Source organism: Lacticaseibacillus huelsenbergensis (assembly GCF_029726355.1).
Taxonomy (GTDB): Bacteria; Bacillota; Bacilli; order Lactobacillales; family Lactobacillaceae; genus Lacticaseibacillus; species Lacticaseibacillus casei.
The window spans coordinates 1066554-1083134 of record NZ_CP120687.1 but is presented as its reverse complement, the minus strand read 5'-3'; the positions used below and the strand labels follow the sequence as shown (position 1 = coordinate 1083134).

Here is a 16581-nt window from a genome sequence, read left to right as displayed (position 1 = left end):
ATCCTCAGACAGACTGCTCATACTGCGAGGAAGTACTGTAGGTTCATAATTAGGGAATATCGCGCAGCGCCCAAGCCTATCCATAAATCAGAACAGAAAGGAGGTCCAATTCGATGAACTTGAATGTTGGTATTGATGTTTCAAAAGCAAAGCTTGATTACTGTGGCTTGGATTCTGCCAAGAAGGTTATTTTCCAGGACAAGACCACGAATACCCCTGACGGGGCCGGCCAAATTGAGAAATTAATCCTGGAATGGGCTAAACGCCAAGATGATTCACTAAAGATCGTGATTGGCATGGAAGCCACCTCGGTGTACAACATCCACCCCACACTTTACTTTGAACAAAGCTCAGCGCTCAGTGCGTTGGATGCCACTGTCGTCACGTTGAACCCCAAGATGACTCATCGTTACAGCCAATTGTTCGATGACGACAAGACTGATACCATTGATGCCTTCCACATCGCAGACTTTCTGCGCATTGGCCGGTATCAAGTGCCAGTGACCCGCGACGAGAAACACATTGCCTTACAGCGGCTCACCCGCGAACGGTATCACGTCGTCAAACAAATTACAGATGGCAAAAACCACTTCCTCAACAATCTGTACTTCCGATTGAACACACTGGAAGCTGAGCTACCGACTTCTGTGTTCGGAAACACGATGATGACGGTGCTTAGCGGTGAAAAGTACACACTGGACGAAATCGCTCAGATGCCCTTACAGACGCTTACTCAAGATCTTAACCAATTGTCCCACGGTCGCTTTGGTGACCCAGAGGCGATCGCTAAGGCCTTACAAAAAGCCATCCGTAGCTCTTATCGCTTGAGCAAGACGGTTGCCGATTCTGTTGACCAGGTCATGGCGATTTACATCAACCAGATCCGGATGTTACAAAAGCAACTAAAAGCCCTAGACAAGAGCATCACCGACCTGTGTGCCGTCATTGATGGCTCACAGTCAACGCAAAGTATTCCAGGCGTTGGCCCAGTCTACTCGGCTGGACTACTGGCTGAAATTGGTCAGATTGAACGGTTTCCGAGTGAAGCTAGTTTGGCAAGCTATGCCGGACTGGTTTGGCGCAGAAGTCAATCCGGAAACGGTGAGCGGCAACTAACGCCGCGCACGCATAACGGCGATCAGTACTTACGCTATTACCTAATTGAAGCTGCCAACTCGGTAAGAGCGCATGATCCCACATTTGCCAGATTTTACGACAAGAAATACCGGGAGGTGCCAAAATATCAACACCGACGTGCTTGTGTCATGACTGCAAGAAAGCTGGTACGCGTGATCTATGCATTACTTAAAAACCACGAGTTGTATAAACCAGCCAAAGCGGTCTAGCGCGCCAAGCGTCAAGTTAGGGCTTTAGATTCACCTAGAGAAATTACTAAATCCCTGGGCTGGGGGAAGTATACCCTCTGAAAAATGAAACAAGTCTAGATAATTTGAATCACTCCCTTGACTTCAGACCACAAGTCTCGCTAATGATTATGGACTGAATATATACTCATTTCAATGAATATGCAAGGAAAATGTTAAATATGCAAAATTAATTCATTTTTAGCCAGTTGCCCGAAGTCCAGCCAAGAACGGGGAGATGAGGTGCCAAAGCTTGGTATTATCGCGAATGTAGGAGTTGTGGGTTTCGCCGGGGAGGATATGCAGTTCGGCATTTTGAATATGCGTCGCAATCGTGAAAGTCTCTTTGCGGGCAATCAGGTCGCGACTACCGGCCAGCACCAGCGTCGGCACGGAAATGGTGTGCAACATGGCTGGCGTAATTTGCGGTTCGTGGAGCATCATGGCCAGCTTAGGCGAAGGTCGATGCCCGGCAGCAATCCGAAAAAGAATCCGGGAATACCACCGCAACCCTTGAGGCGTCAGGTTGGCACCGGCTACAATCAAGGCACCCACTAACTTCGGATGGCGAATCGCCAACAGCAAAGCGATAATGCCACCATCCGAAAACCCAAGAATGATCGGCCGTTGCAGCGACAACTCGCTGATCAACGCGGCGACATCTTCCGTCATGGCATCATAACTAAGCTGATCCGTGCGGGTGCTCTGGCCGTGGTCACGACTATCAAGCGCAATCACGGTATAATGCGGCGCTAGGTAAGTGATCAAGTCGCTAAAAATCGTATGATCCTCGCCGTTGCCATGCAGCAAAATAATCGCCGGCCCGTGCCCGCTTTTGTGATAGTAGAGTTTTAGATCGTTGTGATAGAAGAACATATAATAACCTCCAGAGAAAGTGAGCGTGAGCCGGCGCATTCCTCCCAAAACAAGGGCTAGACGTCAACTTTTGCGAAATTTAAAGATAGGGCAAAACAAGCGACAGAAGCGGCTTTGACGCGAGTTGCCGCTGCCACACAGCAGGCGGGTCGCACTCGTCTTACAAAACCGTTATACTATAGAAGAGTATCTTAAACCAAGGAGGGCCGATGATGGCGAAAAAAATCTTGGTCGTTGACGATGAGAAGCCAATCTCAGATATCGTCAAGTTTAATTTGGATAAAGAAGGTTACGATGTCGTAACCGCTTATGATGGCGAAGAAGCCTTAAAGAAAGTTGAATCAGAATCACCCGATTTGATTTTACTTGACCTGATGTTACCGAAAATCGATGGGCTTGAAGTCGCCCGACAAATTCGTAAAGAACATGACACACCGATTATTATGCTGACCGCAAAAGATTCCGAAATTGACAAGGTTTTGGGATTGGAACTCGGCGCGGATGATTATGTCACCAAACCATTTTCCAATCGTGAGTTAGTCGCGCGCGTGAAAGCCAATTTGCGGCGAACCTCAGCATCAAGCGCCGCCAATAACGAAGAGGATGAGGCCAATCGCGAACTGCAAGTCGGTGATCTGACGATTCATCCAGATGCGTACACGGTTTCGAAACGTGGTGAGAATATCGAACTGACGCATCGCGAATTTGAATTGCTGCATTATTTGGCGCGCCACTTGGGCCAAGTTATGACCCGGGAACACTTACTACAAACCGTCTGGGGCTATGATTATTTTGGTGATGTCCGGACAGTTGACGTGACCGTTCGGCGGTTGCGCGAAAAAATCGAGGATAATCCGTCCCATCCGGAATGGCTGGTGACCCGGCGCGGCGTTGGCTATTATTTGCGGAATCCTGATGCTGAATAATTAGGAGCAGCACTGTTGAATAAAAAGATTCGCTTCTTTCAGTCGATTCATTTTAAAATCGCGATCGTCTTTATTCTTTTGCTGGTCGTGACGCTGGAAATGATCGGGGCCTATTTTGTGAAGACCCTGGAGCAACAAAACATCGAGCAGTTTAAAACCAGTGTGAACGTGGACAGCTATATTCAGGATAAACTGGCCGCGGATTTGTTGCGCACTGATACGGATAATGCCAATGATGATATCAAAAGCACGCTGAGCCAAGCAGATATTGCCAACTCAGCTGATTTACAAGTGGTGGATTCAAAAGGGACGATTCGCGGCGACAGTGACATTAATGCCCAGACCAATGTAGGCCAGAAGTCGGCTAATTCCAACATTAAAAATACGCTGTACTCAGGCCAACAGTATGAAGGTTATGAGTATCGCGATCGAACCGGTTCGACTTATTACAAAGTGATTCCAATTAAGAATCCGAATGCCACCGGTGACAACAACTCGGTCATCGGCGCGATTGCGATTTCGGCATCCATGGAACAGGCCTATGACAGCATCAATAAGATTGTCGGCATTTTCCTGATTTCCAGTTTGGTTGCCGGTTTACTGGGTACACTGCTTTCGATTGTCATTAGCCGGGCAATTACCCGGCCAATTGACGAAATGAAGAAGCAGGCGATTCGCATGGCCCGCGGTGACTATTCCGGGCAAGTACGGATTTATGGTCAGGATGAACTCGGCCAATTGGCGGTTGCGGTCAATAATCTGAGTGTCCGGGTTGAAGAAGCCCAGGAAGCATCTGAGGCGGAGCGCCGGCGCTTGGACAGTGTGCTGGCGCATATGACCGATGGCGTGATTGCGACGGATCGCCGTGGTAACGTCATTATCATCAACCAGACAGCCTTGAACTTCCTCAACACCAAAAATGAGGATGTCATCGGCGTCTCGATTTTGAAACTGCTCAACATTGCCAAGGATTACACCTTACGTGATTTGCTGGAACACCAAACCGAGTTGTTACTCGATTTTTCGGAAAAAATGGATCATGACCTGATTCTGCGGGTCGACTTTAGCCTGATTCAACGCGAAACCGGTTTTATTTCTGGCTTGGTTGCGGTTTTGCATGATGTTACCGAGCAGCAAAAGATTGATCGTGATCGTAAGGAATTTGTCTCGAATGTCTCGCATGAGTTGCGGACGCCACTGACATCGGTACGCAGTTATATCGAAGCTTTGAGTGATGGTGCCTGGAAAGATCCGAAGTTGGCACCGCGTTTTCTGAACGTGACCCAAGAGGAAACGGATCGCATGATTCGAATGATTAATGACCTGCTGAGTCTGTCCCGACTGGACTCCGGCACCAGTAAGTTTAATCTGGAAACCGTTAATCTCAACGAATTCTTCAATTATGTACTGGATCGCTTTGACATGATGCTCAAGACCGACAACGAACACACTGGTGAGGCGCGAACGGCCCAGCCGTTGCCGCAGCCTGATGGCCATAAGAAACGCTATTCGATTAAACGGGAAATTACCAATGAAGATCTTTGGGTTGAAATTGATACCGATAAGTTCATGCAAGTGATCGATAACATTATGAATAACGCGATTAAGTACAGTCCGGATGGCGGTGTGATCACGGCTCGGCTGTTCCAGACGCATGACCACGTGATTTTGTCCATCAGCGACCAGGGTCTGGGTATTCCGCGCCAGGATCTGGGCAAAATTTTCGACCGCTTCTATCGGGTCGACAAGGCGCGCTCACGCAAACAAGGCGGCACCGGCTTAGGCTTGGCAATTTCCAAGGAAGTTGTCGAAGCCTTGCATGGCCGCATCTGGGTTGATTCCCAAGAGGGTCGCGGCAGTACCTTCTATATTTCATTGCCTTACGAACCGATCACAGACGGAGGGGATGACTGGGATGAAGCTTAGTAATTGGATTTTACGGGTCAGCCTGATTGCCATGGTCATCTTGAGCTTCGTCTTCACGTCGCTAATTTGGCGAAACCCTTCACGGCAGGAGCGACGGAACACATCGAATGTGCAGGTGACGACTGAGAACGATCCGAACGTTAAAAAACTGGAAGGCACTATTTATCTGCCGAATCAGGTTTACTACACGCATGGCGGGCAGAAGCAGTTGCTGATGGAAGCCAACGCGAATATGGGTCGGCAAGTACGCCAAACCATGGCTGATTGGCACATGACGAAAATCAAAACGATTGGCAAGGTTTCTTCGACTAACTATGACAATTATTTGCAGCAGGACGACAGTTTACAGCTGATTTACCAAGATGTGATGAGCTTTAAGCAGTTTGAACAGTGGTATTTCAACAAACAGCCAAACCTCAAGTCATCAGACTTTCATTTTAATCGCATCCTGTTGAATCTGGAGACCGGTGCTAATCGTCTGACGTTCATTAATGACGCAACGCGCACGGTTTATGAAGCGAAGCTAACGAATGTGACGACCGGGCAGTTAGAAAATCTTGTTAAAAAGCGTTCCACCAAGGCTTTCCCAATTGAAGAAAAACGGTTGAGCGGTAATGAGGTTGCCTTTTTCACCCAGCCGATTAAGTTGCAGCCGTATGCGTATTTGATGGATCAACAAAGTGCCAATTATTATGTTTCCTTGTTGATGCCGTCTAAGACAGCCAGCAATGTGGATGCCCGTGAAATCGGTGATAGTACGCTGTATACGGCCGGATCAACCCGCCGGATGACCGCTGATTCGACGACCGGGGCCATTGAGTTTGAAAATTATGCGGCAGCCTTTCCCAATAATGGCCTAGCTAATTTCTTCCATGCAACATTCAAAGGGCTTAGTGCCTTGCAGATGACGAATCTGTCCAGCATGCGGTATTTCCAGTATGATGCGAGTCGCGGTTCTGTCATTTATAAAACGTATGCGCAAGGGTTCCCGATTTTTAATGCCGATCAAAAAGGCGATGTGACGGTTCGGTATACACAGACATCTGAGGAGATTAACTTTTCCAATACCAATTTGACGGTGCCGATTCCGACGAACCAGCCTGCGCAAACCTTGCCGGCAACTGCTACTATCGTGAATCAGTTGGTGGCGGCAGGTTACCGGGCGAGTCAGATTACGGATATTCTGATTGGCTATCAGTGGACCGGCAGCAGTAATGATCAGCAGGTGGTTGATCTGCAGCCGACTTATTATGTCGAGATGAAGGGCGAGTATCGCGACTATCAAAGTTGGCTGAATCATAGCAGTGCTTCTTCTGCCAGTGCTGCTAGCAGCCAAACGGCAACCCCAAGTAATAATGCGGCAGCTGGCAGTTCGAGTGATTCGGGGGCGTCGCAGTGACTGAAGGCCTACACTCCGGTTTCTAACCGGGCTGGTTCACGCTCAGCTTAGGAGGCGAGTACTGTGGATTTTCGACGAATTGAATGGATCTTTCTGGTTGTCTTCGTTGGCTTGAATATTTTTCTGGGCATCAGCTATTTTCAGGCGCAGCAAGTCGATCTGGCGACGATTAAGAGCGGGGATGCGGCGACGATTACCGATATTACCCGCGATCAGATTAAGTTGCCGCATTTAAGCAAAAAGACACCTCAAGGCGATTACCTTGCCAGCCAAGCCAACACCGCCTTGTCAGCGGCGCGCAGTCTGCTGGTGAAGCAGCAGGTGACAATTAGCGAAGGCGACTATCAAGAGCTACAGGCGAGTTTGGATGAGCCGATTACCCTGAAGAAAAACCAGGAACAACAGCAGCTGGCAACATTTGTTAAAAACAACGTCTATCACGGCAAAGAGTACGAATATGCGCCGGCGCTTTCTAACGATGAGCGAATCGTCTTTGCTCAGCATCCTAAAGCCGGGTTAATTTATGATCGGCGTGCAGCGGTCACTTTACATGTTAACGATAATCGCCTGGTAAGCTACACACAGACCTACCTGTCCAAGTTGAGCGTGTTACGAGATCGCTTGAATTTAATGAGTGAGCAGGACGCCGTAATCGCCCTGTATCGGGACAACGACATTCCAAACAATTCGGCGATTGTTTCGACCAAGTTAGCTTATAGTTATCTACTCGATGCAAAAGGCAGCACGGTTTATGTGCCCGCCTGGTACATTGGCGTTAAAAATCGGGCAACCGGAAATGTGACGGTCAAACGTGTCAATGCGATTACGCGAACGGTTATGAAGAATCGCAGTGACAATTAGTGTTAGAATGTAAAGCGATAACGGCTGGGTGCCAAATTAGGTAGTCAGCCGAATGGTAAAGTTGGGAGATGTTGATCGTGGGCGAAGATTTTGGGATGCGTGTCAGTGTCCTTGCCAGTAGCAGTTCCGGTAACGCAACCTACATTGAAACGCCTGGTCACAAGGTGCTGGTTGATGCTGGCTTGTCCGGCAAGAAAATTGAAAAGCTCATGCAAAGCATCGGGCGGGATCTGACCGATGTGGACAGTGTTTTCATCACGCATGAACATAGCGATCATGTGCGCGGTGTCGGCGTTTTGGCGCGACGTTATCCGCAAATTAGTGTGTACGCCAACGCCAAAACGTTTGCGGCGTTACCGAAAAGTGTCGGTAAGATTCCAGAAGATCAGTTGCGGCTTTTTGATATGGGGGCCACGCTGACTTTAGGCGATCTGGATGTTGAAAGCTTTGGCGTTTCGCATGATGCTGCGGCGCCACAGTTTTATCAATTTCACCATGATGGCAAAACCTTCACGATCCTGACTGATACCGGTTATGTGTCGGATCGGGTGGCCGGGACGATTCGCGATGCTGATGCTTATGTGATGGAATGTAATCATGACCTTGAGATGTTGCGGACCGGTCCGTATCCATGGCCGTTGAAGCAACGAATTTTGAGCGATCAAGGGCATTTGTCCAATGAGGACGGTGCCGATGCGTTGATGGATGTGATTGGCTTGCGCACCAAGCGAATTTATCTCGGACATCTATCGCCACATAATAATAATAAACCGCTGGCTCATTTAACCGTTGCCTCGTTATTGGCACAACAAGGGCTCGCGGTCGATCACGATTTTCATCTTTATGATACTGATCCGGCCATTGCCGATCCATTGTTTGTTGTGTGAGATGATTGGTGCAGTGTTTCGGATAGCAGTTGGTAGGAAAAAGCAGACGACTTGTGCATAGGGTTGGCCGCTTTTTTATTACCGGTCTGCGTTGATTTAAAAAAGCCCTATGTTGTTCATAATTTCGTCAAAATCGCCACTTACAATAATGATTGTAAACAGGGTGAGTTAGAATTGCCCACAAGGAGGATCAAGTTATGGATAATGGAAGTCATAACTTTCAAGAGACACCACAAGATCAGCAACCGCAACGGGGGTCGAAGAAGCCGAAGAATAGCGGCTGGAAACTGATTGCGATTGTGGCGGTGGTTGCTGCTTTGATCGGTGGCGGTGTTGGTGGCGGAACCGCCTACTGGGCGATGAACCACAATGCCAGTCTTGGCGTGACCGATACTTCCGGCAAGGCAGGGACGACGAAAATCTCTAATGTCTCGGTTAACCAAAGCAGCGCATCGGAGCAGGCTTTTGCTAAAGTCAAAGGTGCCGTTGTTTCCGTTGTGAATATGCAAAAAGCCGAAAGTAACAGCGATGGCCTTGACACTTTTGGCGGCCTTGAAGGTATTTTTGGTCAAGGTAACCAACAAAGTAGCAGCAGTTCGAGTAACAGCTCTTCAAGCCTTGAAGAAGCCAGCGAAGGTTCTGGTGTGATTTACCAAAAGAAAGACGGCAAAGCCTATATTGTCACGAATAATCACGTGGTTAGCGGTTCGGATAAACTTGAAGTCATTTTAAGCGATGGCACCAAGTTGACGGCTAGCTTAGTCGGAACCGATTCGACGTCTGACTTAGCGGTTCTGACGATTGATGGCAGCAAGGTCACCACCGTCGCAAGTTTTGGCGATTCAAGTAAGATTGCAGCTGGACAGACTGTCTTAGCGATTGGCTCGCCGCTGGGTTCACAATACGCGACCAGTGTGACCCAGGGGATTGTTAGTGCCAAGAGCCGAACGATTGATGTCACGGACAGTAACGGCAATACAACCGGCCAGGCAACGGTTATTCAGACCGATGCCGCGATTAACTCAGGGAATTCCGGTGGCCCGCTGATTAACTTAGCCGGGCAGGTCGTCGGGATTAACTCAATGAAGCTATCCGGCAGTTCCAGCAGCAGTTCTGATAGTGCCACGATCGAAGGCATGGGCTTCGCAATTCCAAGTGACGAAGTGGTTTCGATCATCAACCAGCTTGTACAAAACGGCAAAGTCGTTCGGCCAGCGCTTGGCGTTGAGGTTCGCGACTTATCCACCGTTTCTGCCACACAGCAAAAGTCAGTCCTGAAATTGCCATCTAGCATCACCGGTGGCGTCGTGGTTGCCGGTTTTACCAGTGGCAGCAGCGCCAAAAACGCGGGGATGAAGAAGTATGATGTCATTACCGCACTGGATGGTGTCAATGTTACCAACACAGCTGAGTTACACACACAACTGTATAAGCACAAGGTTGGCGATACGATTAAGCTCACCGTGTATCGCGAAGGTCAGCAACAAACCGTTTCGTTTAAACTGACCCAGACGACCAGCGATTTAAAGAATTAAATTAGAAAATCCCCGATTGAGAATGTTCGGTTCTTGGTCGGGGATTTTTTAGATTCATTTGCGTAGTTAGTCGGAAGCGGTTTCCCAAATTTTAACGAAAGTTTAGCGAATAACCTGTGGAAAAGTTCAAGAAAAAGTTTTGTCAAGAGTGGGTAACTTTTTGGTAAAAGTGCTCATTGACCTGTGGATAACTCTGTGGATACTGTTCATAACTAAGATTTTCGGGTGTGATTAAGTTGTCCACCGATCTGGGGATAACTTGTGGATAAACTTTTTTTACTTGTGACAAAACGTTTGTTCCCAGCCATGGGAGCGGGATTGGTGCGCTGAAGTTTGTGAAATCGAACGATTAAAAACTGTGGATGACTGCGTTCGAAAAATTTTTTACTTGAATTTTTCGAATCGTCTATTTGGTGTCAATTCCAGTTCTTCATACTATATTTTGGGTGTCAAGTTACGCACATGTGGATAACCCGTGTGGACAACCTGTTGTTGATTGCGAAAAACTCGGAATTTGACTTCTGGGGACAAACTGGATACCATAAAGATGGTAAATAAGTTGTGCACAATGTATTTGAAAGGATGGTCCAACATGAAGATCACGATCAAACCAGCTGCGGTGACTTATTTGAACAACCATGTTGCCAAGGATCAACATTTGTTCCTGGCATTGGATGATGGTTCGAGTAAGTATTCCAAATTAGGCGGTTCCTGTGCCATTGGCAATAAGTACCAAATTGTCGTGACGGATACGGACGATCAGGATTATGCACTGCCGCTAGAAAACGACGCCGGTTTCAACTTGACGACCGGTGATCCGGAGACAGATTATTTCGGCAGCGGGCTAACGCTTGATTTCAAGAATGCTTCGTTAGCTTTGCGCGATGATAGCGGCATTTTGGACGGCGCGGTGACACTGAACCACGTGACGGCAAAACCGCAATCCGATGACAAGCGGCGTGAAGAAATGAAATCCTTGGGCGGCAAGATTTGCTAAATAGCGGATCGTTGTTGCGAGTTCCAAGAGCAGAAACTGTGAGTTAGCAAAGGTTAGAAGAACAAAAATTAGCACTCGTGCATGACGAGTGCTAATTTTTGTGTTATACTTTATGTGTTCTAAGGGAACAGCAATGACGTCAATGTCCATAACGCGTTCGCAGTCGCAGAAATCTCCGTGTAAGGACTTCAGACGTAAATGGCCAAAGTTCAGCCATTCACGTCTGAAGCCGCTTACACTCCGATTTCTAAGCGCTCCTGCTCACGCTCACTATATTGAAAGGAAGTTTTCGATGATGGCTAATGATCTTATGCGGCGCAATGATTGGTTGGATGATCCATTCTTCAATGATTTAGGACGGCATATTTTTGACAGCTTCACGCCGAGTCGTGGCGGTGATAGCAGTCGCCTGCTGAAAACGGATATTCAGGAAAATGACAAGTCATATGTTGTGAAGGTAGATGTTCCCGGTATCGAGAAGCCAAACATTAATCTGAGTTACGATCATGGCATTCTGAGTGTTGCGGTTAAGCATGAAGAGCAAGCCGATCATTCAGACAACGAAGGCAATATGCTGATGTCTGAACGCAGCTATGGTCGGATGAGCCGCAGCTATCGGTTGCCAAATGTTGATGAGGGTAAGATCAGCGCTAAAGTCACTGATGGTGTCTTGACGATTGATCTGCCTAAGTTGACAGGCGATCAAGAAGGAAGCCATCAGATCACGATTGACTAATTCGAATCTGTTTGCCTAGCAACACAAGTCACGACAAAGATTCTCATCGGGAAACCGGTGGGAATCTTTTTTTCGTGTGAGCGTGAGCCGACCCCTGCGCCGGGGAGCGCGTTATCGAAAGCAGAAGTGTCACGTATAAGATTCAGAGACCATCTTGGCAGCGGATTCTTTCGAACCATTCCCAATCCCATGTGAAATTGACGCACAAATAAGCTTCAATCCGCGAATCTTTTACCTGCAAAGGCGTATAATGGAAGGTAAATATTAGGGATGCCAAAAAATAAACCGGGTACATCATTACCGTTAAAGCGGCAAAAGGGCGCGGTGTTAACGGGATCTTTCCCAGTAAGTTAGTCCAAGCTGAATTGGGCGTTGCGTGAAAAACATTTTCCAAGCCAGATTATATTCGTTCTAAAAAGGATTGCTTTTTCAGATTGTAATGGTTATAATTAAGGTACTTAGGAAAAGGGAGTGGCAACAATGAAGAAGAACTGGCAGTTAATGATGGTGCTCGCTGTAAGTGCCGTTGCGCTGGTCTTTGCGTTCGTATTAAAACAGCCATTGATTGCTCAGGGGCTAATCACGGTGATGGGGTCGATTATCGCCTTGATTATGTTCGGGGGCATGGTGAAAACAATTCGGTCCGGTAACTTTGGGGTGGACTTATTAGCCATTACGGCGGTTGTCGCAACGTTGGCAGTCGGTCAGTACTGGGCATCGATGATTGTGTTGCTCATGTTAACCGGTGGCGATGCGCTGGAAGATTTTGCTGCGACAAAAGCCAGCAGCGAATTGAAACAGTTGTTGGAAAATGCACCGACAACGGCTCATCGGATGGTTGATGGTCACGTTGAAGATGTTGATGTTGATGCGGTCCAAGTCGGTGAAACGATCTTGGTTAAGCCGCGGGAAGTTGTTCCAGTCGATGGTACGGTTTTGGCAGGCGAGAGTTTGGTCGATGAAGCCAGTTTAACCGGTGAGTCTAAACCAGTTGCCAAAAACGCAGGTACGGATATCATGTCCGGGACAATTAACGGTGATGCTGCGTTAACCGTTAAAGTTACCCAGCGTGCCGAAGATAGTCAGTATCAAGGGATTATCAAATTAGTTAAGGAATCAGAAGCACGGCCGGCGCATTTTGTCCGGATGGCCGATCGCTATGCGGTACCGTTCACTTTGATCGCTTATGTGATTGCCGGTCTAGGCTGGTACTTGTCAGGCGATCCGGTTCGGTTTGCCCAAGTGCTCGTTGTTGCTTCGCCATGTCCGCTGATTTTGGCGGCACCGATTGCGATGGTCTCCGGCATGAGCCGCAACAGTCGTAACGGGATTATCGTCAAGTCAGGCACCACACTTGAAAAACTTAGTGATGCCCGGACGTTTGCGTTTGATAAAACCGGTACGGTGACGCGCGGTATTTTAAAAGTGGCGGCGATCTTGCCACAAGCAGGTTTCTCACAAGATGAATTGTTGAACTTGGCGGCGAGCGCAGAAGGTCAGTCAACCCACATTTTGGCGCGGTCCCTGACCGATGCTGTGCCGGTTGCTGACCGTCTGCCAGCGACCGATGTTTCCGAAGCCACCAGTTTCGGGGTGAATGCGACGGTTGACGGCCACAAGGTTAAGGTCGGTAAAGCAGAGTTTGCCGGGACAACGGATACCATCAATACGACGGCGGTTTATGTCAACGTTGACGGTAAATACGCCGGCGCCATTACCTTCTCTGACCAGATTCGGCCGGAAGCAAAAGAAACGATGTCCAAGCTGCACGAACTGAATGATGCTAACTTGATCATGATTTCCGGTGACCAGCAGTCGATTGCTGATAAAGTTGCTGAAGAAGTCGGTATTGACCAGGTTTATGCTGAGCAGTTGCCACAACAGAAAATCGAAGTGTTGGATAAACTGCCTAAAAGTGGCCGGCCGGTTGTCATGGTTGGCGATGGCGTTAACGATGCCCCATCATTGGCGATTGCCGATGTCGGAATTGCCATGGGGGCACATGGCGCAACGGCGGCCAGTGAATCTGCCGATGCCGTTGTGTTACGTGACGATTTGGCTAAGGTCGCTGCGGCAACCTTGATTGCCAAGGAAACTATGGTCATCGCCAAGCAGTCCGTGCTCATCGGGATTGCGATTTGTACCGGGTTGATGGTCATCGCCAGTTTCGGAGTTATCCCAACGATCATTGGCGCGATGTTGCAGGAAGTCGTTGATACGGTTACCATTTTGTACGCGCTGCGTGCTCGGAATGGCTTGCATCGTCAGGCTTTGGTCGATCCGGTTCGGGCAGAAGCTCGGGCTTAAGAGTTGTTTGATAGGAAATTATAGATTTTAGCAGTATATATATGTTGAAAGGCCAATCGGTTTCGCGATTATTCGCGGAGGCGGTTGGCTTTTTTGTTTTGGGTTAGGTTTTTGTTTTGGGTTAGGTTTTTGTGTTGGGTGGGCGAGAGGTTTTGCGGTGGGGGAAGTATGGAGGCAGCTTTTTCTATTGTTGGCAATTGGGGTGTTGTTGGACTGTCGTGTTCTATAACGCGTTCGCCGGCGCAGAAATCTGCGTGTAAGGACCTTGTTCGCAATGGCCTAAGCCCGGGCCATCACGCCCAAGGCCACTTACACTCCGACTTCTAAGCGCGCCGGCTCACGCTCAGCGCTTTTTCTATTGTTGGCAATTGGGTGTTGAACTGCCGCTTTCTATAACGCGTTCGCATTCGCAGAAGCCTGCGTGTAAGGACCTTGGTCGCAATGGCCAAAACCCAGCCATCACGCCCAAGGCCACTTACACTCCGGCGTCTAAGCGCTCATGCTCACGCTCACACAACAGTAACCAGTTCAATGGTTGCAGAAAGTAGTTTATTGGAAGCGGTTACTGCAAGCGCTACAATCATCTTGTAATTAAGGTTTTAATATATCAGATCACAGAAGTTGGCGAGTGCCTTATGACAACGGGTGCTTGCAGTGTTAAGTTTTTTAGCTGGTTTCATCGAGAGAAGGAGTTGTGTATGGCAAATCAAACATTTGTAATTTCCAGAAATACAAGTGTCTCGACTGACAATATGGCGGATCCGGTTTTGAAGAATGCCGTCAATATTTTACAGCGGGATATTCAAAAGGTAACGACTTCACAAGCCGATACCAATCAGATTGACTTGGTGTTGCAACCAAAGGCCGATCAGAAAGTACCTGATGCATTTGCAATGCATTATGTTGATCCACAGAAAGTTGAAATTACCGCGGCTACTACTCGCGGGTTGATGTATGGCGCGCTGGCTGTTTCCCGTGAAGTCCTAGGCATTGATGACTTCTGGTATTTCATGGATACGCCGATTAAGAAGCAGGCAAGCGTCACCTGGTCTGATTTCAGCCAACAGTTGCCTGATTTTCAGACTAAATACCGCGGCTGGTTTGTTAATGATGAACTCCTGATCGCAGACTGGCAGGATCATGATTCAAAAGAATATGTGTGGGATCGGATTTACGAAACGTTGCTGCGGGTTGGTGGCAACCTGATCGTACCCGGTACCGACAAAGAGAGTCGGTTCCATCGTGCCGGTGCGCGGGATATGGGCTTGATTATTGCGCATCATCATGCTGAACCACTTGGCGCGGAGATGTTTGCCCGGGTTTATCCGAATCTTGAAGCTTCGTATCTTAAGTATCCGGAACTCTTTAAGAAGCTCTGGAACGACAGTATTTTGGAACAACGCGGCCATGAAGTCGTTTACGGCTTAGGGTTCCGCGGCCAAGGCGACCGGCCATTCTGGGCAGACGATACGACGCACAAATGGACGGATGAGGAAAAGGCAAAGGTCATCAATGACACCATCAAGCTTCAATACGACATGGTGCAGGAACTCGATCCTGGCGCACAATGTTCAGTCAGCATTTATGGCGAGTTAACCGGTTTGTTCAATCAAGGTTTACTGAAGCTGCCGCAAGATGTCATTGAGATCTGGGCCGACAACGGCTATGGCAAAATGGTATCACGCCGGCAATGGGATGATGATCCGCGGTCACCGGTTCTGACGATTCCTAACAAGGCGCATCGTGCCCGCGGCATTTATTATCATGTGACTTTCCATGATTTGCAGGCATCCAGCTTTTTGACATTATTGCCGAATAGCCCACATTTTGTCGCGGCAGAGCTTGAAAAAGTCAGGAAAGCCGACATGGACACTTTGGAATTAATCAACGTCGGCAATGTCAAGCCGCACATTTTATTCATTCGCGAAGTTGCCCGCTCGTGGCGCCGTGATTTCCAAGTTCGCAGCGAAGACGAGATTATCAAAGACTATGTCAATCATTATTATTCTGAGGCGCAAAAAGAGATTACTGACATTTATGAAGATTATTTCAAGTCGCCTATCCAATATGGTCCGCATGATGATCAAAAAGCCGGCGATGAATTTGCCCCGTATCTCATCCGGAAAGTCGTTAAAGCATGGATGGGTCATTATCCGCAGCTTGAGCAGATGAACTGGTTAACCGGCGATGTGTCTCTTGATGAGCAACTTACCAAAATCACGCAATTAATTGATACCAAATACGCCGCATGGGATCATTTGTATCGACGTGCTTCCCAAGTTTACGCCGATATCATGGGCCAGCAACCGCAACGGCTTTTCTACAACGATATGCTGATGGGCATTGCCGTTCACGCCTGCTCGTTGCATGCCTTGCGTGCCAGCATTGAAGCTTATCGCCACTACCAAAATGCCGAAATCGTGCATGCTTTCCTGGGTGCCGATGAAGCGGTTCGAGCCAACGATGCGATCATGCGGTTGCGGCGCGATAATCCGTCCCCTAAGTGGGTTGATTTCTTCCACAACGATGCATACTCAAACATTGAGCTGAATGCGATTAAGTTACGGCGCCTGCGCTCGTATCTACGGGTTTTGGGTGACGGTCCGGATGAAGATCAATGGGAACGCAAGTACTTGATGGAACCGGCAGATGCACGGGTTATGCTTTTGTCGAATACCCATCTGGCGCTTTCAGATGATCAAATTGCCAAGAAATTGCGCGAACAATTGATTGATGAAAAATAATAAATTGAAAGTGTGAAAGAGGA

The 16581-nt window shown here is 48.2% G+C and carries 12 protein-coding genes; 11 read left to right on the top strand and 1 reads right to left on the bottom strand.

What is annotated here, in order from left to right; translation table 11 throughout:
* Positions 1-113 precede the first annotated feature (113 nt).
* On the top strand, positions 114-1346 hold the full coding sequence (locus LHUE1_RS04840; protein WP_039639065.1) for an IS110 family RNA-guided transposase: 1233 nt from the start codon (positions 114-116) through the stop codon (positions 1344-1346).
* A gap of 219 nt (positions 1347-1565) precedes the next feature.
* Here the strand turns inward: LHUE1_RS04840 and LHUE1_RS04835 are convergent, their stop codons facing one another.
* A complete protein-coding gene (locus LHUE1_RS04835; protein ID WP_049169560.1) occupies positions 1566-2240 on the bottom strand; it encodes an alpha/beta fold hydrolase in 675 nt (224 codons plus the stop codon).
* A gap of 212 nt (positions 2241-2452) precedes the next feature.
* Here LHUE1_RS04835 and yycF point away from each other — a divergent pair, with 212 nt between their 5' ends.
* The 10 genes from yycF (at position 2453) to LHUE1_RS04785 (ending at position 16558) form a co-directional block, all read left to right on the top strand.
* On the top strand, positions 2453-3166 hold the full coding sequence (gene yycF / locus LHUE1_RS04830; protein ID WP_049169559.1) for a response regulator YycF: 714 nt from the start codon (positions 2453-2455) through the stop codon (positions 3164-3166).
* 15 nt (positions 3167-3181) lie between these two features.
* Positions 3182-5092, top strand: a complete 1911-nt coding sequence (gene walK, locus LHUE1_RS04825; RefSeq protein WP_010490516.1) for a cell wall metabolism sensor histidine kinase WalK — start codon at positions 3182-3184, stop codon at positions 5090-5092.
* Positions 5082-6491, top strand: coding sequence for a YycH family regulatory protein (locus LHUE1_RS04820; RefSeq protein WP_049169558.1), 1410 nt, complete (start codon positions 5082-5084; stop codon positions 6489-6491). The genes walK and LHUE1_RS04820 overlap by 11 nt, the downstream gene beginning before the upstream one ends.
* A 63-nt stretch (positions 6492-6554) precedes the next feature.
* On the top strand, positions 6555-7352 hold the full coding sequence (locus LHUE1_RS04815; RefSeq protein ID WP_217774464.1) for a two-component system regulatory protein YycI: 798 nt from the start codon (positions 6555-6557) through the stop codon (positions 7350-7352).
* A 68-nt stretch (positions 7353-7420) separates the two neighbouring features.
* Positions 7421-8239, top strand: coding sequence for an MBL fold metallo-hydrolase (locus LHUE1_RS04810; RefSeq protein WP_049169556.1), 819 nt, complete (start codon positions 7421-7423; stop codon positions 8237-8239).
* A gap of 197 nt (positions 8240-8436) precedes the next feature.
* Entirely contained in the window at positions 8437-9774 is a 1338-nt protein-coding gene (locus LHUE1_RS04805; RefSeq protein ID WP_049169555.1) for a S1C family serine protease, read from the top strand.
* A 592-nt stretch (positions 9775-10366) separates the two neighbouring features.
* Positions 10367-10771, top strand: coding sequence for an iron-sulfur cluster biosynthesis family protein (locus LHUE1_RS04800; protein ID WP_010490526.1), 405 nt, complete (start codon positions 10367-10369; stop codon positions 10769-10771).
* A gap of 295 nt (positions 10772-11066) precedes the next feature.
* Positions 11067-11507, top strand: a complete 441-nt coding sequence (locus tag LHUE1_RS04795) for an Hsp20/alpha crystallin family protein (protein ID WP_049169578.1) — start codon at positions 11067-11069, stop codon at positions 11505-11507.
* 480 nt (positions 11508-11987) lie between these two features.
* Entirely contained in the window at positions 11988-13814 is a 1827-nt protein-coding gene (locus LHUE1_RS04790) for a heavy metal translocating P-type ATPase (RefSeq protein ID WP_049169554.1), read from the top strand.
* 698 nt (positions 13815-14512) lie between these two features.
* Positions 14513-16558: a glycosyl hydrolase 115 family protein gene (locus LHUE1_RS04785; protein ID WP_049169553.1), complete on the top strand. Its 2046-nt coding sequence runs from the start codon at positions 14513-14515 to the stop codon at positions 16556-16558.
* The last annotated feature ends 23 nt before the right edge of the window (positions 16559-16581 follow it).

Coding starts and splice junctions, on each gene's coding strand:
- LHUE1_RS04840 (WP_039639065.1), top strand. CDS start 114: ATGAACTTGAATGTTGGTATTGATGTTTCAAAAGCAAAGCTTGATTAC.
- LHUE1_RS04835 (WP_049169560.1), bottom strand. CDS start 2,240: ATGTTCTTCTATCACAACGATCTAAAACTCTACTATCACAAAAGCGGG.
- yycF (WP_049169559.1), top strand. CDS start 2,453: ATGGCGAAAAAAATCTTGGTCGTTGACGATGAGAAGCCAATCTCAGAT.
- LHUE1_RS04820 (WP_049169558.1), top strand. CDS start 5,082: ATGAAGCTTAGTAATTGGATTTTACGGGTCAGCCTGATTGCCATGGTC.
- LHUE1_RS04810 (WP_049169556.1), top strand. CDS start 7,421: ATGTTGATCGTGGGCGAAGATTTTGGGATGCGTGTCAGTGTCCTTGCC.
- LHUE1_RS04805 (WP_049169555.1), top strand. CDS start 8,437: ATGGATAATGGAAGTCATAACTTTCAAGAGACACCACAAGATCAGCAA.
- LHUE1_RS04800 (WP_010490526.1), top strand. CDS start 10,367: ATGAAGATCACGATCAAACCAGCTGCGGTGACTTATTTGAACAACCAT.
- LHUE1_RS04795 (WP_049169578.1), top strand. CDS start 11,067: ATGGCTAATGATCTTATGCGGCGCAATGATTGGTTGGATGATCCATTC.
- LHUE1_RS04790 (WP_049169554.1), top strand. CDS start 11,988: ATGAAGAAGAACTGGCAGTTAATGATGGTGCTCGCTGTAAGTGCCGTT.
- LHUE1_RS04785 (WP_049169553.1), top strand. CDS start 14,513: ATGGCAAATCAAACATTTGTAATTTCCAGAAATACAAGTGTCTCGACT.